Here is a 23,588-nt window from a genome sequence, read left to right as displayed (position 1 = left end):
GCCGGACGGCCGGATTATTGACAAGAACGGCGGGCGGCTATATCTTCCGCCCGAGAGGAGTTTTACCGCCATGGCCATCCCGGGATTGACGATCATCGGCGAGTCCATCAACGATTCCGTGCCCTCGACGAAGGCGCTCTTCGACGGGAACGACATCCCCGGCCTGCTCGATCTGGCCCGGAGCCAGGACGAGAAGGGCGCGGCCTGGATCGACGTCAACGTCGGCTCGCGGCCGCCGGAGTTCATGGCCGACCTCGTCGGCCGGATCCAATCGGTCACGGCCAGGCCGCTTTCGATCGACACGCCCGACCCGGCCATCGCCGAGGCCGGGCTGCGGGCCTACGACCCGGGCCGGGCCGGCGGTCGGCCGCCCATCCTGAACTCGATCTCCCCCCTGCGCCTGGCGATGTTCGATCTCTGGGCGGCGCGGCCGTTCATGCCCATCCTCATGTCCTCGGAGCGGTTCGAGCCCGGGGCGAGCTGCGCCAGCGCCAACCGCACGGCCGAGGACACGCGGCGGACGGCCCGGGCGCTCCTAGAGGAGGCCAGGCGGCGCATCCCCGGCTTCGCCAACGACCAGGCCGTCATCGACCCGGGCATCGCCCCGGTCGGCGGCGACTGCGAGGGCCAGCTCAAGCGCGTCCTCGAGTCCCTGGCCCTCATCCATGACGATCCGTTCTTCGCCGGCGTCCACATGTCGGTCGGGCTGAGCAACTTCACGGTCATGCTGCCGTCGAAGACGAAGGCCGGCGCGCCGGTCAAGGGGCCGCTCGAGAGCGCCTTCCTGACCCTGGCCATGCCCCGCGGCCTGGACATGATCATCGGCTCGACCGTCCGCAAGTACGAGATCCTGCCGGCCGGCCATCCGGCCCTCTGCTGCCTCGAGGACATACTCAAGCTCGAGGGCATCGAAACCCTCGTGCGGCTGAAGGAATTCTATGGATAAGATCTTCCACGTCGAGCTCCAGACCCCCAAGCGCTCCTCCGAGGACGTCGAGAAGGACCTCCAGGTTTTTGAGGACAAGTACCGCAAGGTCATCGAGGCCGGCTGGTCCGTCTGCATCACCGACAACCCCATGGGGTTGCTGAGCTACGGGTCGATGGAAACGATCGAGCTCCTCGGCCTGCCCGTCCGCCCGGAGCAGCTCATGGTCCATCTCAACACGTTCCACCCCCGGGCCGAGCTCGACGCCATCCTCCAGTCGTTCGCCGCGGCGGGCGGACGGCAGCTCCTGGTCGTCTCCGGCGACGGCAGCCAGCGGCTCCACCGGCTCGAGCCGGACGAGATCGGGATCGACTGCCGGACCGTGACCTCGGTCGAGCTCCTGCGCTACATCGACCGCGAGTACCCGGGCCGCTTCACCTGCGGCGTGGCCTTCAATCCCTACGAGCCGCAGGACGCCGAGATCGAAAAGATGAAGCGCAAGGCCGGCGCCGGCGCGTCTTTCATCATCACCCAGCCCATCCTCGGCCGCGACGCCCGGCTCGACGGCCTCGTTACCTTCCGCCTGCCGGTCATCCTTGACGCCTGGATGTCCAAAAAACTCCATCTCCTGTCGGAATGCGTCGGCCACGAGATCCCCGAGGGTACGCCCTACGATCCGATGGAGAACCTGCGCGAGCTGCGGCGGAACTATCCCGACTACGGCCTGTACCTGGCCATCCTGGGCTTCAAGACGCAATACCCCCTGCTGCAGGGCCTCTGGGCCTAGGCCGCCGGGCCCTTCGAATCCGCAGGTCGCCCGTTCGAATCGGGCCAGGCGCGCTCTCCTTTTTCCCCATATTTCCCGAGAAGATTGCGGTTTTTCACATTCTGCACAGGCCCTCGCGCAGTCGCGCTTTTCTACTCTTTTATGCCAATTTTAACCGCTCTACAGCACAACCACTGCACAATGGGAAACATCATAGACAGTCGAGGTTCACCTTGGGAAGGGAGGCCTTGCGCTATTCAGTTGGGGCAAAAAAAAACTACAAACTTAGCTATGACCTTAGGGGATTTCCTCTTCCAATTTAGTGCTTACGTCACAAAAAAACTGCCTATCGTTTTCAGCTCGGTACTATCCGGGGTTGCTTCGCAGTGCCGCTAATCCTCTGCCCCAATTTGGCTCGGAAATAATGCTGCCCTTCAAGGATAGGAGCCATTACGGGCCGGTTAGCTTTTCGTTAGTAAATATGTGTTTACCCTTTAAAACCCTGCACATCAAGCTAATCTCCTCTTTGTCAATATTAAACAATTGGAAGAATATATCATCCAGTGCTAGCTGTTTTTCGCCAACCAGATCATTGTGATAACCTATCTTTTCGGTTAACCTTTTTGTTGTCTTATCAATATCATGGCCCTGTTTGCTTATAACGAACTTCAATTCTTCTTCATCTCTTAAGTGCTTCCCCTCTAAATCAAGGATCTCGGATACTAACTTCTCTACTTCAGTCTTCTTGTCGCATTCTGGCGGGGCGGGCAATTTGGTTAGAATATTAGCTTTGTAGAGATTAACCGAATCATAAATACTATAGCTATACCAAAGTAATGCTACAGATTTGAAGTAGGCTATTAAGTATTTTAGGCTATAACATTCTGCATATTCGGGGCGGATCTTAAGAAAAACAAAGTCCCGAGATAGGTTCTCATATACCATGGTAGGATAATATATTCGTTCTTCAAGTTCCGATAAGAACGAACCGCCTCCGTTAACCAGAATGATCTTTTCGCCGGCTCCCGGAATTATAGGAAGCAAATTGAAGAATTGTTCTTTGAAGGTCAGTCTGGGAGCGGAATATCTCAGCACATATTCTTCGGTTCTGGGACGATAATCATTTGCAATAAAAACAGTATTCCCTTTATGAATACCGTTTAAAAAATTCTTGTTTATCTCCTCAAATTCTTTTTTGTGTTTTACGATGTCCCGGGCAGCGTCTCGAATAAAATCATCATTTATTACATCCCAATCGACGATTTCCCCCACCGTTAATGGGCTTTTATCGTACTTATAAGTAATATACATTCCCTCAAGGTCATCCCTAAGTTTCCTCATTTGGATGCGACGGGTCTCTATTCGCTTTATCTTTGGAGATAGCAATTTATTAATTTCTCTTTTGTTGATTTCTCTCAGTAATTCCATTACGTTGCTCTTTTCCGCGAGGCGAGGTTTTCCATCTCTCCACAGGAAAACATCGAGGGGGTCATCGGGCTTGACCTAGACTTCATCCTCAATCCACGGTGTCACTAATGTAATTGGCGAGAACAATGAGTTGACACTAGCTCTCAATTGGCTTTATAAGAATTTTTAGGGAGGGGCCGATGGGTATCGGCGATATTTTCAATTCTAAGCGCAAGAATCCCCAGGATACGCCCCTTTCGGATTCAGCTTCGGCGCCCTACCTAAAACCGATGCCGATTGATGAGGCTAAACTCCTCTGGGAACAATGGAAATATCGTCACGTTCACTTTTGGAATGCCTTCTACCTAGTTAGTTCTGTAACCGCGATCATCAGTACATTACCAGTCATAAAGAATAGCATCATTTCGATGTTAAATTGGTTTTCGCTCGCATTCCCTCTTTTGGGACTAATTCTTGGGATTTTTAGCCTCAAAGTGTTGAGAAGCGAGTATGAAAGAATAGGTGCCGTTGGCGATGCTTATGAAACTTCTTGTTGGAGCTTCGGTACTAGCAGGACGTCGCCTAAAACTGACGTCGGCCCCCCAATCTGGAAGCTCATACGCGTTCCGTTGTCAATTGTCTTACTAGGTATTCCCACGTTGGCACTTCTGGCTGTAGCCTACGTTCTCTTGTCAGGGACCGGGAATGTGGCGACGAACGGATATCAATCAATCAAAAAACAGGAATCGACTAAGGGTTGCCTTCAATATGACCGAAGACCGAATCGCCATCCCGGTTCGCCATTCCGTCATCATCGCTGACTTATTGTAGGGACAATAATTGGGCGCAATACAACAATGATCAGCAACGGAGTTCAAGTCCGCAGGTCGGGGATTCGCAATTCAGTCGGCACACTGAACCCTTTGGCTTCCTAGCCCGCAGAGGGAACCGGGGATCCCTGTTCGCTCAGTTGGCCTGGTGGGCGGTCAGGCTCGGGCGCACGAAGCTGCCGGGATCGGCGCAGGCCGACGCCGCGTCGAGGCCCCGGCCTTCCGGCGCTTCGTGGTAGCAGGTCTGATAGGCGGCCAGGGCCAGCTTGGCCCGGCCCTTGATGTCGCACTTGGCGTGGATCCTCTTGACGTGGGTCCGGACCGTCAGGGGCGAGATGAAGAGGGTCTCGGCGATCTCCTGGTTGGTCAGCCCGAGCCCGAGCAGGCGGAAGACCTTGAATTCCGACTGGGTCAGCGTGTGGATCTGGGCCATGACCTCTTCCTTCTGGCAGATCTGTTCGGCCTGGCGCTTCTTCAGCGTGTCGATGTCGTCGCTGTCCCAGTAGTGCTGCCAGACAAAATCGTTGACCTTGTTCTTGACGATGGTCGAGACGAACGACCGCGGCGGCGCCCAGCCCTCGCCGAGCTTCCGCAGGGTTGTGAAGACGGCGAAATGGACCTCGGCCACGATGTCCTCGACGCGGGGCGCGCCGCCGAGGGCCTTGTTGACCGTCAAGGTTATCATGGCGCCGTAATCCCGGATGATCCTCTCCATCAGGGAATTGTGTTTCTCCAGGACGTCGCTCATGCCGCTCCTCCGAATGGTTATTGCGGGGCGCCGGCCGGGGGAGCCGGTATCAGTGCCCCGGACGTCCAGGGTACCAGCAAGAGATGAATCGCCAATTAATAAAACATTAATTTTAGATTAAAATTGATATTGAAGAATTCATATGTTTTTCATAATATATTCATCATGAAAGGAGTATGCTGGGAGCGTCTCTAAGCAGCGGCAGGAGTGAAGAGCATGCGAGTCCTGGTGGTCGAAGATTCGAGGCGCTTGGCGGGGATCATCAAGAGGGGCCTCCTCGAGGAAGGTTATGCCGTCGACAATGCCTACGACGGCGAAGAAGCCGAGTTCATGGCCGAGACCACGCCTTTCGACCTGATCGTCCTCGACATCATGCTGCCCAAGAAGGATGGCCTGGCCGTCTGCCGCGACCTCCGGGCCAAGAACGTCCACACGCCGATCCTCATGCTCACCGCCAAGGACAGCGTCGAGGACAAGGTCGCCGGGCTCGACACCGGCGCCGACGATTACCTGGTCAAGCCCTTCGCCTTCTCCGAGCTCCTGGCCCGGCTGCGGGCCCTGCTCCGGCGCGAGGTCCTGCCCAAGGCCCAGAAGGTCCAGGTCGGGGACCTGACCCTCGAACCCCAGAGCCGGGAGGTCTGGCACGACGGCGCCTGCCTCGACCTGACCGCCAAGGAATTCGCCATCCTCGAGTACTTCATGCGCCGCCCCAACGCCGTGGTCACGCGGACCATGCTCGGCGAGAGCGTCTGGGACTACGAGTTCGACGGCCTCTCGAACATCATCGACGTCTACGTCCGGCGCCTCCGCAAGAAGATCGACCGGGAGGGCCAGCCGAGCCTGATCCAGACCGTCCGGGGGGCCGGCTACCGCCTGCGCATGCCATGATCGCCCACAAGAGCATCAAGTTCCGCCTGACCGTCTGGTACCTGCTGGCCTTCGCCCTGCTGCTCGTGGTCTTCGGCACGGTCGCCTATTACATGCTCTCGAGGAACCTCTACCGCAACCTGGACGAATCGCTGAAGGCCCGGGTCCTGGAGCTCAAGGGGACCATCCGGTTCGAGGGCGACAGGATCGTCTTCGACCGGAAGCTCGACGAGCTGGTCCTGATCTACGACGCCGACGGCAAGCTTCAGCAGCAGCTCGGCCCGGCCAACCTCAACATCTCGGACATCCAGGTCGCCGTCAAGCAGGCGCTGTTCGGGACCCCGTCCTTCGTTTCGGCCGAGACCGAGAACGGGCCCAACGTCCGGATGTACGCGACGCCGCTCAACGTCGACTCCCAGACCCGGGTCGCCCTCGTCGTCGGCCGGGTGACGAACGACATCCTGAGCGTGCTGGCCGCCTACCGCATGGTCATGCTGAACTCCTCCATACTGGCCGTGCTCCTGGCCGGCGTGGGCGGCTGGTTCCTGGCCGGCCGGACCCTCAAGCCGGTCGAGCGCATCACCGACATCGCCAAAGGCATCGGCGAGAGCGACCTGAGCCGCCGCATCGACGTCGCGAGCGACGACGAGCTGGGCCGCCTGGCCAAGACCCTGAACGGCATGATCGCCCGACTCGAACAGGCCTTCGTCAAGCAGCGTCAGTTCGTGGCCGACGCCTCGCACGAGCTGCGGACGCCCCTGGCCGTCCTCCAGGCCGAGTCCTCGCTGGCGCTGGAGAAGACGAGGGATCCGGAGGAATACCGGAGGTCGCTCGAGCTCGTCTCCCAGGAAGTGGACTATATGTCCGAGATCGTCGGCAAGCTGCTCGTCCTGGCCCGCAGCGACGCCGGCTCGGAACCGATAAACGTTCAGGACGTCGACGTGGCCGGCCTCCTCGCCGAGCTCGGCCAGGACCTCGAGGCCCTGGCCCAGGAGAAGGGCCTGCGCCTCGGCCTCGGCCCGCTGGACGGCCTGACGGTGCGGGGCGACCGGATCAAGCTCCGGCAGCTGTTCATGAACATCCTGGACAACGCCATCCGCTACACCCCGGCGGGCGGCCAGGTCACCGTCGCCGCCGCGCGCGAGGACGAACAGGCCGTCATTGCCATCGGGGACACGGGCGTCGGAATCCCGGAGGACCAGCTGCCGTTCATCTTCGACCGGTTCTACCGGGTGGACAAGGTCCGCACCGACGGCGAAGGCGGGACCGGGCTCGGACTGGCGATCGCCACGTCCATCGCCCGGATGCACGGCGGGTCGATCGAGGTCGAGAGCCGGGTCGGCCAGGGCACGATCTTCCGCATCCGGCTGCCGCTGGCCGGCCCGCCCCAGAAGCCGCCGACGACCGAGCTGCCTACTCCCTGACCCGGAAGGCCCGGGCGGCGACGGCGCTCAGTACGGCCGCCAGCGCCAGCAGAACGCCCAGGTGCGGCAGGATGTCCCCGAAGCCCCCCTGGAAGAACCTCAGCTTGTGCAGGGCGTCCATGGCCCAATAGGCGGGCGAGATCATGGCGACGCGGCGGACGCCGGGAGGCACGATCTCGTTCGGCCACCAGCAGCCGCCGAGGGCGGCGAAGATGTTGGCCAGGAGCACGGCCAGGCCGATGATCATGTCCTCTTTCGTGCAGAGCGATCCGATGAAGACGCTGAGCGCGGCCATGGCCAGGGCGAAGGCGGCGATGACGAGCAGGGACAGGGGGAAGTCCCCCAGGTTGAGCTTGAAGAAGATCCGGCCGACGACGATGAGGATGAGCGCCTGCAGCAGACCCATGCCCCACCGGCCCAGCAGCTTGGCCTGAAAGACCTCGCCCTTCGAGAGCGGCGAGAAGAGCATCCGGGCCAGGGTCCCCTTCTTGCGGTCCTCCATGACCGTGATGCCGCCGTAGATGATGACCATCATCATGATGAACTGGATGGTCGTGCCGGGGATGGAGTGGTCGAAGCCGCTGGGGACGACGGTCACCGTCTTCTCCGGGAACCTCGTCCTGACCAGGACGATGTCGCGGAACTCGGCATGGTTATCGAGGAACTTCGAAAGGTCCCCGCCGCCGTAGAGGACGAGCTCGCTGAGCATCCGGGCGATGGCCTGGTAGAGCCGCGTCTCGACCCGGGCGGCCGCCTTGGTCGAGGCGTCCTCGCGCTTCTTGAAGGCCAGCTTCTGGGCCAGCCGGGACTCGATCCTGGCCGAGAAATCGGCCGGCAGGATGATCAGCCGGTTGTACTCGGCCGGCTCGCTCCGGACGATCTTCAGGTCGATCGCCGGGGACTTGATCTTGTCCAGGAAATAGGCGCCCCACCGGCCCTCATCGAGGTTGACGACGGTCAGCTCGGCGACGGCGGGCGCGCTGTCGGAGGCCTTGAAGACCAGGCCGAAGAGGACGATGAACAGCATCGGGAAGACGAGCGACCAGAAGAAGAACACCTTGTCGCCGGCCATGATCCGCAGGTCGTTCCAGGCGACGTGGAGGATGCGGCGGAGCTTCTTCATGGTCACACCGATGTCTTGCGGCGCAGGGCCGGGACGGCCAGGGCTGTCAGGACGATCCCGCTCCCGACCAGGACGGCGAGCGGCAACAGCGGGAAATCCCCGGCCCGGACCTGGGCCGCGCCGTCGATGAACCAGCGGTTGGGCGTCATGACGCCGATGGCCTTGAAAGCCTTGGGCATGGCCTCGGGGTTCATCATCGAGCCGCCGAACAGGCTGAAGGCCAGGATGATCGGCGCGCCGAGCACGCCGGCCTGGTTGCGGTTCCGGACCATGGCGCTGAAGAAGCCGAAGAAGGCGGCCGTCCAGAATGACGCCGCGGCACCGAGCATCAGGAACCAGGCGAAATTCCCCCAATAGGCCCGGAAGATCAGGGTGCCGAGGGCGACCATGACCAGGAGCACGGCCAGGCCCATGACCCAGCCGCCGAAGAGGCGGGCCCCGACGAGTTCGAGCGGCCGGAGCGGGGTCGTCATCATGCGCCGGAGCTTGCCGTCCTCGCGCTCGGAGACGATGTCCCGCATCAGCGTCTGGACGATGAACAGCAGGAACATGATGGCCATGCCCGGCAGCATGATCGAGAACAGGTCCCGCCGGGTGATCTGCGTCTTGGCCCCGGCGGCCTTGGTCTTCTCGGCCTTGATCCCGACGAGCAGCGGATCGAGGTATTTCCGGGCGGCGATGACCTTCTTTTGGGCCTGGCCGAGCACCGGCCCGAGCCTGTCCCAGGGGACGGCCTCGACCGGGGCGTCGATCATGGCCCGGATGCCGCGGGCCTCCGGGGCGAAGGCCTGGACGGCGCCCGAGAGCATGACGGCCATCGTGTTCATGAACTCCTCGACCACGTCGGGCAGGAACTGCTCGGCCGGGTTCTTGACCACGGTCAGGGTCGCCGTCCCGGCGTCGAGAAGGTCGACGGTGAACTTCTCGGGGATGATGACCATGGCCGAGGCCCTGCCCTTCTCCATCCGCTTCCGGCCCTCGGCCTCGTCGGCCACAGTCACCTGGAACATCTTCTTCATCTCGTCGGCGTCGAAGGCCCCCAGGATGATCCTCGAGGCGATGCTCTTGTCGTGGTCGACGAGGACGACCGGGATGGGCGGCAGCGTGCTCTCCTCGGTCCGGGGAGCGAAGATGATGCCGATGAGAGCGGTCATGACCATGGGGATGGCCATGAAGACGAGTATGGCCACGGGCGACTTGAGGTGCCGCCGCACGTCGGCGGCCAGGACCAGGAGCAGCCTTCTCATGCCCGGTCCTAGTCCCTCAGGCTCCGGCCGGTCAGCTTCAGGAAGACCGTCTCCAGGCTGGGCGACTTGATCTTCATGTCGGTGACGGCCAGCCGGCGCTGGAACAGCCGGTCCATGATCCTCGGGATCTCGGCCGTGTCCCGGACGGCCAGCGAGGCCAGGCCGTCGGCGGCGGACAGGAGCTCGACCCGCTCGCCGGCCAGGTCCTGGACGGCCTCGGAGAACGCCGCCGCGGCGAACTCGCCGGTGATCTCGACGATGTCGCGCTCGCCGACGATGCGGACGAGCTCCTCGAGCGTGCCCTGGGCCAGGATGCGGCCGTGGTCCATGATGGCGATGCGGGAACAGGTCGTCTCGACCTCGGCCAGCTGATGGGTGGTGAAGATGACCGCGGTGCCGGCCGCGCCGGCGTCGCGGATGATGTCGAGGATGCTGACCTTGGCCTGGACGTCGATGCCGACGGTCGGCTCGTCGAGGAGGAGCAGGTCGGGCTTGTGGAGCAGGCCGATGGCCGTGTTGAGGCGGCGCTTCATGCCGCCGGAGTAGGTCTTGACCGGCTCCCTGGCCCGGGCGGAGAGCTCGACCAGCCCCAGGAGCTCGGCCGCCCGCTTCTTCAGGTCGGCCCGCGGCGTGTCGTAGAGCCCGCCCCAGAAGAGCATGTTGTCCATGGCGCTGAGCTCGTCGTAGAAGGCCATGTCCTGGGGCACGATCCCCAGGCGGTTCTTCAGCTCGCGGTCGGCGAAGAGGTCCCGGCCCTCGAAGTTGACGGTCCCGGTGAAGTCGCCGAGCGTTCCCGAGAGGATGGCGATGAGCGTCGTCTTGCCCGCGCCGTTGGGCCCGAGCAGGCCCAGGACCTCGCCTTTCTTCAGGTCCAGCGAGAAGCGGTCGAGGGCCAGGACGTCCCCGTAGGACTTGGTCAGGTTCTTGATCTCGAGCATGTTCGGCATACCCCTTGCGCGGGATTTTACCATAACTACGGCCGGATATCAGGAAAGGTTGAGGACCGGTCCTCCCATCTCGGATCGCCCGGGGCGGGTCGACGACCGTTGACAGCGGCCGGCCGGAGACGGTGGAAGCGAGCTTCCGGATCGCCGGGCGGACGCCCGATCTCTGGCATGCCAAGACCGGGCTGATCGAACCCCCCGGTTGGAAGGCGACGTCCCAGGCGCCGCCGACCTCCGCTCCTGCCGTCGGGGCTCCTCGGCCCGGTCCGGATCGTCCGGATCGAGTAGCCCCCGGCCGGGCCCGGGCGGCGCCGGCGTTTGACGGCCTCGGGAGCGGTGTGCTATAGCATGAGCTGGGCCCCCGCCAGAGGGCCCGAGCTTCCATCGCGCTAACGAGGTGACCCATGCGTCGCGTCCCGATCGTCCTTCTTTCGTCGGTCCTCCTTCTCGGCTTGGCCTCCCTGGCGCCGGCCCAGGCGCCGGCAAAGGCCCATCCTCTGACCGTCCACGACATGCTGGCCATGGACCGGATCTCGGACTCCCAGGTCTCGCCGGACGGTAAATGGGTCGCCTTCAACGTGCGCGAGACCGATCTCGCGGCCAACCGCGGCCGGACGGACATCTGGCTTGTCGGGACGGACGGAAAGGGCCTGCGCCGCCTGACGAGCCACCCGGCCGCGGATTTCAACGGCCGCTGGACCCCCTGCGGCCAGTGGGTCTTCTTCCTGTCGACCCGATCCGGCTCGTCGCAGGTCTGGCGGATCAAGGTCGACGGCGGCGAAGCCGAGCAGGTCACCCGCCTGCCGCTCGATGTCGGCAACCTGGTCGTGGCCAAGGGCGTTCTGGCCTTCACCATGGAGGTCTTCCCCGGGATGACCCCCGAAGCGACCGCGGCGAAGCTCGAGGAGATCGGCAAGCGGCAGGCCACGGGCCGGATCTACGAGAAGCTCTTCGTCCGCCATTGGGACACCTGGAGCGACGGCCGCCGCTCCCACCTCTTCGTCGTGCCGATGCACGGCGGCGGCGAAGCGAAAGACCTCATGCCGGACATGGACGCCGACACGCCCAACAAGCCGTTCGGCGGGCCGGAGGAGATCGCCTTCACGCCCGACGGCAAGGGCCTCGTCTTCGCGGCCAAGGACGTCGGCCGCGAAGAGGCCTGGTCCACGGACTCCGACCTCTATTATGTGCCGGCCGACGGCTCGGCCGCGCCGCGGCTCCTGACCGAGGCCAACCGGGCCATGGACACCATGCCCGCCTTCTCGCCGGACGGAAAGACCCTGGCCTACCTGGCCATGTCCCGTCCCGGCTACGAGGCCGACCGCTACCGCATCGTGCTCCGGCCCTGGCCCGACGGCCAGGCGCGCGTCCTGACCGAAAGCTGGGACTTCTCGGCGGCGTCCCTCGGCTGGTCCGCGGACGGGACGAAACTCCTGGCCACGGCCCCCAACAAGGGCCAGACCTCCCTGTTCGCCATCGATGCCGCCAGCGGCAAGGCCGAGGCCCTGGCAGGCCTGGGCACCGTGGCCGGCTTCGCGGCCGCGGGCCCGGGCGTAGTTTTCGAGCGCAACGACCTGAAGTCGCCGACCGAGATATATGTCATCGCCCCCGGCGCCGGCGAGAAGGCGATCACGTCGATCAACGCGGCTAAGCTCGCGGCCGTCCGGATGGGCGAGCCCGAGCAGTTCAGCTTCAGGGGCTGGAACAACGAGACGGTCTACGGCTACGTCGTCAAGCCGGCCGATTTCGACCCGGCCAAGAAGTACCCGGTCGCCTTCCTGATCCACGGCGGGCCGCAGGGCTCGTTCGGCAACGACTTCCACTACCGCTGGAACCCCCAGGCCTACGCCGGGGCCGGCTACGCCGTGGTCATGGTCGACTTCCACGGCTCGACCGGCTACGGGCAAGCCTTCTGCGACGCCATCCGCGGCGACTGGGGCGGCAAGCCGCTCGAGGACCTGAAGAAGGGCCTGGCCGCCGCCCTCGCGAAGTACCCCTGGATGGACGGCGCCCGGGTCGGCGCGCTCGGCGCCTCGTACGGCGCCTATATGATCAACTGGATCGCCGGCAACTGGCCCGACCGGTTCAAATGCCTGGTCGCCCACGACGGCAACCTCGATGAGCGGGCGGCCTACTTCGAGACCGAGGAGCTTTGGTTCCCCGAGTGGGACCACCTGGGCACGCCCTGGGACAACCCCCAGAGCTACGAGAAACACAACCCGGCCAACTTCATCAAGAACTGGAAGACGCCCATGCTCGTCGTCCACGGCGGGCAGGACTTCCGGATCGTCGACGCGCAGGGTATCGGAACGTTCAACGTCCTGCAGCGGCGCGGCGTCCCGAGCCGGCTCCTCTACTTCCCCGACGAGAACCACTGGGTGCTCAAGCCGGCTAATTCGATCCTCTGGCACGACACGGTCCTCGGCTGGCTCGACAGGTGGCTCAAGTAGCCGGACGCTCGGCGCCAGCGGGAGGGATTTCCTCCGAAGCTCGAGATCCTGAAAAGGATCGGATAGGGAACCCGGGCCGGCTACTCCCAGGCCAGGGCATAGCGCCTGACCTGGGGGATGCCGGCCTCGTTCTCCTCGATGTAGGTATAGGCTTTCCCCTTCTTGACCACCCAGAGCAGCTCGGATTCCGGGAGAGCGAGCCGGGCAAAGAACCGGCCTTCCCCGTCGAAGACGTCGTAGAAGAAGCTTCCCCGATCGTCCTTTTCAAAAGTCCTGACATAAGTGCGGCCCTCGTCGTCGAAAAGGAAATAATAGAGGACGGGCTTATGCGGAGAGAAGACCGGCTCGACGTCGGGCGGAGGGGCCTGCCCGGCGAAGGACTCCTTGATGCGCTGGTCCCTTTCGGCCCGGCTGAAAGGCCTCTTTTCGTATTCGCGGAGGATCTTCCGGACCGGCGTGCCGTCGGCGCCGACGACGTTGAGCTCGTAGGCGCCGGTCGAGGCCCAGACAATGCGGTCCTGCCGGTCGACCTGATAGACCAGGCGGAACATTTCCACCGGGATCATCTTCTCGCTTGGATGGTCCACCATGACGAGGGTCGCGATCGTGGCGATCCTGTTGAGCTTGGGATCGAACTTCAGGAGGACGTCCTTGACCCCGCCCTGGAAATCGAGGAGATCGCCATAGCCGAAGCCCCGCGAGTCCGGGAGGTAGCGCACGGGCCGCCAGCCCGCGAGGGGGATCTCCTTCAGGCACGCCCCCCCGGGCGAGTAGACGGAAACCCTGCTGTTGCCGACATCGAAAAGGCACAGGTTGCCGTCCGCGAGCATCTTCATCTGCGTCGGAGACCGAAGCTCGCCGGGGCCCTGGCCCGTCTTGCCGATGGTCCTGAGGTAACGGCCGTCGGGCCCGTAGACCTTGACTTGGTGGATCTTATCGTCGAGAACGAAGATCTCGCCTCCATCGCCGACTTGGACGGTCCGGATCGCGAAGATCATCATCTCGTCGGGGTCGTTCTCGCCGCCGATTGTCAACTCGTGGACCAGGCGCACCCTCTTGGGCGCTCCCGGGACCGAGGCCGGCTCGGCCCCGTTCCTGACCAAGGTCAGCCCGTCCTTCCGCTCGACCTGGAACGATTGCGAAGCCGCCGAGCCGCTCAGCAGCGAGCCCAGGGAAAAGGCAACAAGCCAGCGCCTGCCGGAACCGCGAGATTGAAGGATCATCGGGTCGACCTCCCTTCCGCGCCGCGATCATGTTAGTTCCGGGCGGTCGGTCCGTCAAGGGACAGGTCGGGGCGGCGGCCGAAAGGGCCCCCGGACCCGGCGCGGTTCCGATTTCCGGCCCCTCGACCGACCAAACTCAGGTAGGATAGGCCATGGATCCGTTCCGCAAGAAGGCCGCCATCATCGTTTTCGGGCTCACTTCGGCCCTGCTGGCCGGTTGCCGGACGGGCGCCCGGACCGTCCCGGCCGCGCCGCCCGCCCAGACCGTCCCGTCCCCCGCAGCCCCCGAGCCCGCGGTCCGGCCCGAAGCGCCCGAGGCCGGCCTGGCCCGCATGGGCTACACCGTTCAGGTAGGCGCCTTCGCCCTCCTGGACAACGCCCGCGCCCTGGCTGCGAGCCTGGCCGCCGCCGGGTTGGACGCCTTCTATTTCCCAACGGCCTCCGGGCTTTTCAAGGTCCGCTTCGGGAACTTTCCCACTCGGGACGCCGCCCTGGCCGAGGCTAGGAAGCTCGAGGCGGATGGGCGCATCCGCGGCTATTTCATCGTCGGACCGGCCGACTACGCCGTGTTCCGGCCCGGTCCTTCGGGGCCGGCCGCCGGAAGGCCCCTTCCTCCCGGCGCGGACATCCGGGACCGGCTGGGGGCCACGGCCGAGAGCTTCATCGGGGTGGATTACGCCTGGGGCGGGACGACGACCCGCTCCGGCTTCGACTGCAGCGGCCTGGTCCTGGCGGTCTATCAGCTGAACGGCCTGGCCATGCCCCGGTCCGTCCGCGACCAGTTCCGGGCCGGGGCGCCGGTCGCCGGGGACCGGCTGGAAAAGGGCGACCTCGTCTTCTTCTCGGCTTCGGCCGGCGGCGGCCTGACCCACGTCGGGATCTACATCGGCGACGGGGTCTTCATCCACGCCCCGGGCAGGGGGAAGCAGGTCCGCCGCGACTCCCTCGGCGGCGCCTACTTCAAGGCCCATTTCGCGGGTGGCCGGGTCTATCTGAAATAGGGCCGGCCGTTTGACCGGGCCCGCGCCGGCGGGGATAATAGGCCCCCATGGACGTCCTGGCCATCCGTCACGCCGCGGAGAACAACCTCCGGAACGTCGACGTCGACATCCCCCACGGCCGGTTGACCGTCGTCACCGGCGTGTCGGGCTCGGGGAAATCCTCGCTCGTCTTCGACGTCGTTTACCGGGAAGCCCAGCGGCGCTACCTCGAGACCTTCTCGTCCTACGCCCGCCAGTTCATGGGCAAGCTCCGGCGGCCGGAGGTCGCCCATATAACCGGCCTGTCCCCCGCCGTGGCCGTCGGCCAGCGGACATCGGCCGCGGGGCCCCGTTCGACGGTCGGGACGCTGACGGAGCTCCACGACGATCTCCGGCTGCTCTTCGCCCGGCTCGGCCGGTCGCCCGACGGCTTGCGCCTGTCGCGGCGGATGTTCTCCTTCAACACCCCCGAAGGAGCCTGCCCGGAATGCCGGGGATTGGGGGTCGAGGACCGCATCGACCCCGAGCTCCTGGTCGCCGACTCGTCCAGGACGCTGCGGCAGGGCGCCCTGGCCCTGACCACGCCGAACGGCTACATCATCTACTCCCAGGTGACCATGGAGGTCCTGGACGAGGTCTGCCGGGCCCATGGCTTCTCCGTCGACATCCCCTGGTGCGACCTGACCGAGGCCCAGCGCGACGTCGTCCTCAACGGCAGCGACCGCATCCTCATCCGCTACGGCAAGCACCCGCTCGAATCGCGGCTGCGCTGGAAGGGCATCGTGGCCAAGCCGCGCGAGGAAGGCTATTACAAGGGCATCCTGCCGGTGATGCAGGCCATCCTCGAAACGAAGAGGAACGACAACATCCTCCGCTTCGCCCGGACCCTGCCCTGCCGCGCCTGCGGCGGGCTCCGGCTCCGGCCCGAGTCCCTCCGGGTGACCGTGGCCGGCCGCGGCATCGCCGGCTTCGGCGGGATGAGCGTCAGCGGCCTGGCCGGGGAGTTCCGCCGCCTGGCCTTCGATCCGCCGGACCGGGCCGCCGGCGAGGCGGTCCGGGCATCCGTCCTCGAAAAGGCCGAGCTGCTCGAGCGCCTCGGGCTCGGCTATCTCCGTCTCGACCGGGCCGCAGACACCCTGGCCGGCGGGGAGATCCAGCGCATCCGGCTGGCCTCGCAGGCCGGGAGCCGGCTGCGCGGCATCCTTTATGTTCTCGACGAGCCGACGGCCGGGCTGCACCCGGCCGACACGGACCGCCTGCTCGGCCTCCTCGGCGAGCTGCGCGACCACGGCAACACCGTCCTCGTCGTCGAGCACGACGAGGACATCATGCGGGCCGCCGACCACCTGATCGACCTCGGGCCGGGCCCGGGCCAGGCGGGCGGCCGCGTCCTCTATCAGGGCCCGGAGGCCGGCCTCGAGGCGCTGCCCCGGGGGGCCAGCCCGACGCGGGATTTCCTGACGGGCGAGCGGCTCCCCGCGGTCGGCTCGCGGGGCCGGGCCGGAACAGGGCGCCTGCTCGTCCGCGGCGCCCGCCTTCACAACCTCAAGTCGATCGACGTCGAGTTCCGCCTCGGCGCTTTGAACGTCGTCACGGGCGTCTCGGGCGCGGGCAAATCGACCCTGGTCCGGCACATCCTGGCCGAGCGCCTTCGGGCCGGGCGGCTCGGCCCCGGGCCGGACGCGGACGGCCTGGCCGTCGAGGGCGCCGCAGGCCGGGTCGTCGAGGTCGATCAATCGCCCATCGGCCGCACGCCGCGGTCCAACCCGGCGACCTACACCGGCATCTCCGACCGGATCCGCGATCTCTTCGCGGCGCTTCCCGAGGCGAAAGAGAAGGGCTTCGGCAAGGGGCGGTTCTCCTTCAACGTAGCCGGCGGCCGCTGCGAGACATGCCAGGGCGCCGGGTTGCTCCAGATCGGCATGCATTTCCTCGGCGACGTCGACGTCGTCTGCCCCGATTGCGAGGGCCGCCGCTTCAACGAGGAGACGCTGGCCGTCCGGGACCGGGGCCGGTCGATCCACGACGTCCTGGAGATGAGCGTCGACGAAGCGGCGGAGTTCTACGCCGGCGTGCCGCGCCTGGCGGCCGACCTGGAAGTCCTGAAACGGCTGGGCCTGGGCTATCTCAAGCTCGGACAGAGCTCGACGACGCTGTCTGGCGGCGAGGCCCAGCGCGTCAAGCTGGCCTCCGAGATGCGCAAGGGAACGGCCGGCCCGGTCCTCTATATCCTCGACGAGCCGACGACGGGGCTCCACCGGGCCGATATCGAGAACCTCCTCGCGGCGTTACAGGGGCTCGTCGACCTGGGCCGGACCATCGTCGCCATCGAGCACCATGCCGACGTCATCCGGGCCGCCGACCGGGTGATCGACCTCGGCCCGGGGAGCGGCGAGGACGGCGGCCGGCTCGTCGCCTGCGGCCGGCCCGACGAGATCGCGGCCTGCGCCGATTCGCTGACCGGCCGGGCCCTGCGGGGCGAGCACGCGGCGGCCGGACCGGTCCGGGCGCCGGAAGCGGTCCAGGCCGAGGCCGAAGGGCCCATTGTCCTCGAGGGCGTCACGACGCACAATCTCAAGAACGTCGATGCCCGCATCCCCTTCCGCAAGTTCACGGCCGTCTGCGGCCCTTCGGGCGGCGGGAAGTCGTCGCTCGTCTTCGACACCCTGTTCGCCGCGTCGCGGCAGAGATATATCGAGAGCTTCTCCGCCTACGTCCGGGCCCTCATCGACAAGGGCGGCCGGGCCGACCTGGCCGCCGCCCGGGGCCTGACCCCGCCGGTCGCCGTGGCCCGGTCGGCCGCCGCGCCGAACCCGCGGTCTACGGTCGGCACGATGACCGAGATCCACGACTACTACCGCCTGCTCTATTCCCGGGCCGGCTCCGCGCCGCCGGAGCTGCGGGGCCGGCCGCTCACGGCCTCGATGTTCTCCTTCAACCACGAGCAGGGCGCCTGCCCCGGCTGCAAGGGCCTGGGCACGGTGACCGTGACCGATCCGGAGCGGCTGATCACCGACCCGGCCAAGTCCCTGCTGGCTGGGGCGATGGACGGGACAAAAACCGGGCGCTTCTACGGCGACCCCCACGGCCAGTTCGCGGCCGCGCTGAAGGCGGCCGGCGACGCCGCCGGCCTGGACCTCTCCAAGCCCTGGCGGGACCTGACGGCGGCCGGGCGGGACCTGGCCCTCCGCGGAACGGGCGACCGCGTCTACGACATAGTCTGGTCCTACAGGCGGGGGCGCCTGGCCGGGGACTTCAAGTTCCGGGGGCCGTGGAAGGGCTTCGCCGCCCTCGTCGCCGAGGAATACGAACGCAAGCACGCCGACCATCGGGGCGAGGCGATGCGGGTCCTGATGAGGGACGACCCCTGCCCCGTTTGCGGCGGCCGGCGGCTCAAGGCCGGCTCTCTGGTCGTAACTTACCGCGGCCTCAATATCGCCGGCCTCGAGGCGCTGAGCGTGGACCGGAGCCTGGCCTTCTTCGAGGGCAGCGGCGCTCCGCCGGCCGACGCTCGGACGGCGGCCGTGACGGAGGCCGTCCGCGGCGAGATCGTGCGCCGCCTCGGCCTCGTCCGGGACGTCGGCCTGGGCTACCTGAGCCTTGACCGGGCCTCGGCCACGCTCTCGGGAGGAGAAGCCCAGCGGCTCCGCCTGGCCGGGCTCCTCGGGGTCAAGCTGACCGGCGTCACCTTCGTCCTCGACGAGCCGACGCTCGGCCTCCATCCCCGCGATACCGGCCGTCTCGTCGAGCTCATCCGCGGTCTCACGGCCGAGGGCAACACGGTGGTGGCCGTCGAGCACGATCTCGATGTCGTCCGGGCGGCCGACTACGTCCTCGACCTCGGCCCGGGCGCGGGCGGCGCCGGCGGACGGATCGTCGCCGAGGGCCCGCCCGCCGGGATCGAGCGGACGGCCGGCTCGGTGACCGGCCCGTACCTGGCCGGCCGGGCCGCGCGCCCCGGCCCTCTCCCCGGCTCGCCCGGACCCGGGATCGAGATCGCCGGGGCCCGGGCCAACAACCTCCGCGGGCTCGACGTGGCCATCCCCTCGGGCGTCCTGACGGCCGTGACCGGCGTCTCCGGGAGCGGCAAGACCAGCCTCGTCTTCGACGTCCTCCTCGCTTCGGCCCAGGCCGGGCGGCCCGTCGCCTGCGGCGCGCTCCGCGGGCTGGATCGCTTCGCCAAGGTCGTCTCGGCCGGGATCGAGGCCCCGGCCGAGAGCGCATCGAGCATCCCCCTGACCTATCTCGGGCTTTTCGACGCTGTCCGCGGCCTCTTCGCGGCCTCGGACGAGGCCCGGGCCAGGGGCTTCAAAAAGGCCCATTTCTCGTTCCTGACGCCCGAGGGCCGCTGCGAGAGCTGCGGCGGGACCGGCCGGACCACCGTCAGCCTCGACTACCTCGCGGACGTCTCGTCGCCCTGCGAGGCCTGCGGCGGCGCGCGCTACAACCCGGACGTCCTCGCGGTCCGCGCCTGCGGCCGGACGATCGCCGATGTCCTCGACCTGACCGCGGCCGAGGGCGCGCGGGCCTTCGCCGGGCTGCCGAGGGCGGCCGCCGGTCTGGCGCTCCTGGCCGAGATCGGCCTCGATTACCTGCGCCTGGGCCAGCCGCTCGACACGCTCTCCGGCGGCGAACGGCAGCGGCTCAAGCTGGCTGCGGAATTGATGGATCCGCCGCCGGGCCGGGTCCTCTACCTCTTCGACGAGCCGACGTCGGGCCTCCATCCCTCGGACATCGACCGGCTGCTCGGCCTCTTCGGCCGGCTCCTCAAGGCCGGGCACACCATCGTGGCCGTGGAGCACGACCTCGATCTGATCTCGCGGGCCGGATACGTCGTCGATCTCGGGCCGGAGGGCGGCGACCGCGGCGGAGCGCTTGTCGTCCAGGGCCCGCCGGAGACGGTCATGGCCTGCCCGGTGTCATTCACCGGAGACGCCCTCCTCGCTCACGGCGGCCGCGGGCTCAGTCGGCGTCCTTGACGCAGCGGAAGCCGACCGTGGCCGCGCGGTCGAGGCCGGGAGCGATGAGCAGCAGCATCTGGGTCCGGTCGACCGGGAGCGGCCCGCTCTTGACGTACCAGACGCTCTTGCCCGGCGCGTAGAAGCTGCCGCCGCGGATGATGCCGAAGCGATAGACGCCGTCGTCGTAAACGTCGCTCATGATCTGCCAGACGTTGCCGACCAGGTCCAGGACGCCGAAGGGGCTGGCGCCTGCGGGGAAAGCCGTGACCGCGGTCGTCCGGCCGAGCTTGTCGTTGCAGCGGCCGGGCTCCATGGCCCGGCCCCAGGGGTAGGTCCGGCCGTCCGGGCCCTGGGCGGAGTACTGCCATTCGGCCTCCGTGGGCAGGCGCTTGCCCGCCCATTTGGCATATGCCCTGGCGTCATCGAGCGAGACCCAGACGACCGGGTGGCCGGCCAGCCCGGCGGGAGGCTTCCCGCCGGCCCAGTGCTTCAGGAAGTTCGACCGGTCGGCGGGAGCGTAGCCGGTCGCGGCCAGGAACTCGGCGAAGGCCGCGTTGGTGACCGGCGTGCGGTCCATGTAGAACCGGCGCATCTCGAGGGTCCGCGGCGCCGCCGGGCCGGGATACGGGATGATCGGGTTGGCGTCGTCCGGGTCGCTCACGGCCTTGAAGACGAACCGGCCCGCCGGGATCTCGACCATGCCCTTGGGAGCGGACGCGGCCGTGGCGGTCCTTTCGATCCTGGTGACGAGCCGGGGCAAGGCCAGCGGCAGGCAGACGACGCGCTCGTCCAGGAGCTCGCCCCGGGCGTCGAAGAGCTGGACGACGAACTTGTCCTCGCGGAAGCCGAAGTGGTCGTGGAGGGCGATCGTCCTCCGCCCGGTCCCGAACGAGGCCGGCGCTTCGGCGCAGGAGGGATCCCCGGCCGAGATATCGATGCGGCCGCCGGCGGGAGCGGCCGGCGCCTCGAAGGTCAGGAGCTCGCCGTCGGCCTCGACGCGCAGGAGCCCGGGCAGGACGGCGACGCAGTCGACGTTCCCTTCGAGGCGCGTCCCCAGCCGGGCGGCGTCGAACGCGGCGGCGTCGACCGGCGCATAGGTCTTGCCGCCGCTGAGGGCCGGTTGGAGCTCCTCATGGTTCCAGAGGCTGACGAGGTGGGCGCCCTTCGGGATGTCGATCTCAACGAGCGGGCCATTGAAGCCCTCCGGCCTCAGGCTGAAGACCGTCCAGACCGTCTTGGCCCCGTCGCGCCAGCGGTTGGCCCACAGCCCGTCCGCGAGCGTCGGGACGAGCGGCGCCCAGGACTGGTCGAGGAAGGCCGACGAATTCTCGCGCAGGATCTTCGTCGTCCGTCCGAGATAGCGGAGCTCCTCCTCGATCCAGCCGGGCCGACCCGGCCTCATGGTGTTGATCTCCGAGCCGCAGCCGTTGAAGAAGGCCACGGCCGACTCCCGGTGGAGCGGGCCCTCGGCCAGCTGGAGGACGCGGAAGATGGCGAAGTCCGGCTTCATGAATTTGTTCAGGTTGAGGGGCGGCGGCATGTAGAGGGCGTCATGCACGCGGCCGGAGACGATGCCGGGCATGTCCCGGGGCACGGCCATGCCCTCGCTGTACATGATGATCCCGGGCTTGACCCGGTCGGCCGCCGCCTGGAACTCGCGGCTGGACTCGCCGCGCGTGTCCAGGACGACGCCGTCGGCGTCGAGCGCCCGGAGCATCTCCTCCATGCCGGCGATGTGGTCCTCGGGCCGGGTGCTCTCGTCCCAGGGATTGTAGGAGATGAAATACTTCTTGCCGAGCTTGTGGGCGAGGTCCGCCTGGCGTCGCAACTCGGTCAGGCCGCCGGGCAGGTCGCGGTACATGTCCCATTGGTTGCGGCCGTCGAGGCCCAGGCGGGGCCAGGTCGGCCAGATGGTGAAGATGTCGACCGGCCCGAGCAGCTTGTCCCAGGCCGTGAGAGACCGGTCGAAGGCTTGGCCGCCCGGCCCGCCGTCGTAATAGGCCTTGTCCCAGGCGAACCGGAGGACCATGAGGTAGGCCCGCCGGACCCAGGCCAAGTCGGGCCGCTCGAACAGCGCGTTATCGAATTGCGCGAGGTCGTAGAGGAAGCGCTCGCGGAACATGATCTCGAGGCCGCGGCGCCAGTCACCGTCATGGGCCTCGAAATAGAGGGCATATTCGACCGAGCCGCCCGGCTCGAGGGTCGAGGCCCAGCGGGTGCGCTCGGCCTTGTCGGTCTTGATCCGGCGGGCGGCGGCGGTCAGCGTCAGCCCGGACCCGGCCGCGACCGAGCAGAAGCCCAGATGCCAGGCGTTATCGGGAAGGAGGACGCCGACCGGGGCCAGGCCGGGCCGGAAGAGCTGGCTCCGGTCCAGCGCATGAGGCGGCCGGTTCGGCAGGCCGGCCGTGATATAGACCCGGTCGGCGCCCTGGCCGAGCGGGACGAGGTTCTCGAGGGTGATCCGGGCCGTTCCCTCGTTGCGGAAGACGAGCGCCAGCTTCGCCCCCGGCGCGAAGCCGGCCTCGGGGCTCACGGCGAAAGACAGCCCGGCCGGCAGGGCCGGCGCGGTCGCGAGCTTGCCGTCGACCAGAAGCGAAAAAAGCGGCTGCGGCGACTCCAGGTCGATCTTGAGGCCGTCCGCCAGCGACAATCCGGAGATCCTCGTCTCCGCGCCCGCCGGACCCGACAGCCGGACGGACCTGAGCCCGGCCCCCCCGGCCCGCTCGGCCGGCCGGGCCGCTGCCGTCAGGACGGCCAGGGCGAAAACAAGCGATATCGGGAACGACCGCCGCGGCTTCCGGCGCTTCGGGCTCATCCTCGGCCTCCTTCGGGATCTTTCTCCCGTCGCGATGATATCGGCGGTCAGGCCGGCGAGTCAAGGATGCCGTGCGCTCCCCCGGTCGGCCTCATCCCGGCGAGCCGGGCAAATCACCCCGCGTATCACCTCCCGCGACGATTGTCGCCCGGGCCGGGCCGCTTAAAATGGCGCTTCGTTCCCAAAATAAATTTCATCTGGAGGAAAAGTTGAAAAAGTTGCCCGCAATCCTGCTCATCGCTCTCACGGCGGTCTGCCTCGCCCCGCAGGCCGGAGCCGCGACCATCGGCCTCAAGGGCGGCCTGAACTTCACCAGCATGACGATCAAGACGACGTACACCGACATGCCGGAGTTCAAGAACAACACCGGTCTCACCGGCGGGATCTTCGTGAACTTCAAGCTCGGGCCCGTCTCGATCCAGCCCGAGGTCCTGTACTCGCGCCGCGGCCTGTCCTACGACCAAGAGACGAACGAGGAGATCAAAGTCACCAGCCTGATGCTGGTCGATTACGTCGAGGTGCCTGTCCTGGTCAAGTACAGCTTCCTCAGCGGGCCGGCCAAGCCCTTCCTGTATGCCGGTCCTTCCTTCTCGTACCTGCTCAAGGGCCGTTCGGGCTATGATATCGACTATCTCACCAGCGACGAACCCGACATGAACTATTATTACGACACCACCGACTCCTACAAGAAGACCGAGCTTGCCGGCGTCTTCGGCGCGGGCGTCGACATCAAGCTCCCCAAGGTCATTCTGTCGCTCGAGGGCCGTTATCACCTCGGCCTGAGCAACATCTACGACGAACCCGAGAATCCGGAAGTCTCCTCCCTCAAGAACAAGGGTTTCTCCGTCCTCGTCGGCATCGGCTTCTGATCCCGATCC

At 66.3% G+C, this 23,588-nt stretch carries 16 protein-coding genes; 9 read left to right on the top strand and 7 right to left on the bottom strand.

The annotated features are described in order from the left end of the window. The first annotated feature begins 70 nt into the window (after nt 1-70). Nucleotides 71-946, top strand: a complete 876-nt coding sequence (locus ABFD52_01990) for a dihydropteroate synthase (protein ID MEN6559531.1) — start codon at nt 71-73, stop codon at nt 944-946. Further along, the gene (locus ABFD52_01985; protein MEN6559530.1) at nt 939-1,712 is read left to right on the top strand and encodes a methylenetetrahydrofolate reductase; all 774 of its coding nucleotides are present in this window, start codon (nt 939-941) and stop codon (nt 1,710-1,712) included. Before ABFD52_01990 ends, ABFD52_01985 begins: the two co-directional genes overlap by 8 nt. Nucleotides 1,713-2,141: 429 nt before the next feature. On the opposite strand, the gene ABFD52_01980 is transcribed toward ABFD52_01985, so the two are convergent. Continuing rightward, nucleotides 2,142-3,119 (bottom strand): hypothetical protein, encoded by a 978-nt coding sequence (locus ABFD52_01980; GenBank protein MEN6559529.1) that lies wholly within the window; start codon nt 3,117-3,119, stop codon nt 2,142-2,144. A gap of 179 nt (nt 3,120-3,298) precedes the next feature. Here ABFD52_01980 and ABFD52_01975 point away from each other — a divergent pair, with 179 nt between their 5' ends. Continuing rightward, nucleotides 3,299-3,919 (top strand): hypothetical protein, encoded by a 621-nt coding sequence (locus tag ABFD52_01975; GenBank protein MEN6559528.1) that lies wholly within the window; start codon nt 3,299-3,301, stop codon nt 3,917-3,919. 145 nt (nt 3,920-4,064) lie between these two features. On the opposite strand, the gene ABFD52_01970 is transcribed toward ABFD52_01975, so the two are convergent. Next, on the bottom strand, nt 4,065-4,676 hold the full coding sequence (locus tag ABFD52_01970; GenBank protein MEN6559527.1) for a LuxR family transcriptional regulator: 612 nt from the start codon (nt 4,674-4,676) through the stop codon (nt 4,065-4,067). Nucleotides 4,677-4,892: 216 nt separating this feature from the next. On the opposite strand from ABFD52_01970, the gene ABFD52_01965 reads away from it, so the two are divergent. Further along, complete coding sequence (locus ABFD52_01965; protein ID MEN6559526.1) at nt 4,893-5,564, top strand: response regulator transcription factor; 672 nt, start codon at nt 4,893-4,895, stop codon at nt 5,562-5,564. Continuing rightward, nucleotides 5,561-6,967, top strand: a complete 1,407-nt coding sequence (locus ABFD52_01960) for an ATP-binding protein (protein MEN6559525.1) — start codon at nt 5,561-5,563, stop codon at nt 6,965-6,967. The genes ABFD52_01965 and ABFD52_01960 overlap by 4 nt, the downstream gene beginning before the upstream one ends. Here the strand turns inward: ABFD52_01960 and ABFD52_01955 are convergent. Genes ABFD52_01955 through ABFD52_01945 form a run of 3 tightly spaced genes read right to left on the bottom strand, consistent with a single transcriptional unit; the run spans nt 6,957 to nt 10,275 of the window. Beyond that, a complete protein-coding gene (locus tag ABFD52_01955) occupies nt 6,957-8,090 on the bottom strand; it encodes an ABC transporter permease (protein MEN6559524.1) in 1,134 nt (377 codons plus the stop codon). The two genes, ABFD52_01960 and ABFD52_01955, sit on opposite strands and share 11 nt — an antisense overlap. A gap of 2 nt (nt 8,091-8,092) precedes the next feature. Further along, nucleotides 8,093-9,337, bottom strand: coding sequence for an ABC transporter permease (locus ABFD52_01950; protein MEN6559523.1), 1,245 nt, complete (start codon nt 9,335-9,337; stop codon nt 8,093-8,095). Nucleotides 9,338-9,345: 8 nt separating this feature from the next. Next, the gene (locus tag ABFD52_01945) at nt 9,346-10,275 is read right to left on the bottom strand and encodes an ABC transporter ATP-binding protein (GenBank protein ID MEN6559522.1); all 930 of its coding nucleotides are present in this window, start codon (nt 10,273-10,275) and stop codon (nt 9,346-9,348) included. A gap of 410 nt (nt 10,276-10,685) precedes the next feature. Between ABFD52_01945 and ABFD52_01940 the strand changes: the two genes are divergently transcribed. Then, nucleotides 10,686-12,731 carry a S9 family peptidase gene (locus ABFD52_01940; protein ID MEN6559521.1) on the top strand — a complete coding sequence of 682 codons (2,046 nt, stop codon included), beginning with the start codon at nt 10,686-10,688 and terminating at the stop codon, nt 12,729-12,731. A gap of 80 nt (nt 12,732-12,811) precedes the next feature. Here the strand turns inward: ABFD52_01940 and ABFD52_01935 are convergent, their stop codons facing one another. Beyond that, complete coding sequence (locus ABFD52_01935; protein ID MEN6559520.1) at nt 12,812-13,954, bottom strand: 6-bladed beta-propeller; 1,143 nt, start codon at nt 13,952-13,954, stop codon at nt 12,812-12,814. Nucleotides 13,955-14,106: 152 nt separating this feature from the next. Between ABFD52_01935 and ABFD52_01930 the strand changes: the two genes are divergently transcribed. Continuing rightward, entirely contained in the window at nt 14,107-14,955 is an 849-nt protein-coding gene (locus tag ABFD52_01930) for an NlpC/P60 family protein (GenBank protein MEN6559519.1), read from the top strand. Nucleotides 14,956-15,002: 47 nt separating this feature from the next. Next, nucleotides 15,003-19,913 (top strand): excinuclease ABC subunit UvrA, encoded by a 4,911-nt coding sequence (locus ABFD52_01925; protein MEN6559518.1) that lies wholly within the window; start codon nt 15,003-15,005, stop codon nt 19,911-19,913. On the opposite strand, the gene ABFD52_01920 is transcribed toward ABFD52_01925, so the two are convergent. Then, nucleotides 19,897-22,710 (bottom strand): SUMF1/EgtB/PvdO family nonheme iron enzyme, encoded by a 2,814-nt coding sequence (locus ABFD52_01920; GenBank protein ID MEN6559517.1) that lies wholly within the window; start codon nt 22,708-22,710, stop codon nt 19,897-19,899. The genes ABFD52_01925 and ABFD52_01920 overlap by 17 nt on opposite strands. Nucleotides 22,711-22,919: 209 nt before the next feature. Between ABFD52_01920 and ABFD52_01915 the strand changes: the two genes are divergently transcribed. Continuing rightward, the gene (locus ABFD52_01915) at nt 22,920-23,579 is read left to right on the top strand and encodes a porin family protein (GenBank protein MEN6559516.1); all 660 of its coding nucleotides are present in this window, start codon (nt 22,920-22,922) and stop codon (nt 23,577-23,579) included. Nucleotides 23,580-23,588 lie beyond the last annotated feature (9 nt).

The organism is Acidobacteriota bacterium, from assembly GCA_039683095.1.
Classification (GTDB): Bacteria; Acidobacteriota; Aminicenantia; order Aminicenantales; family Saccharicenantaceae; genus RBG-16-66-30.
Note: the sequence above shows the minus strand (reverse complement) of the source record. Positions and strands in the feature narration are given on the sequence as shown.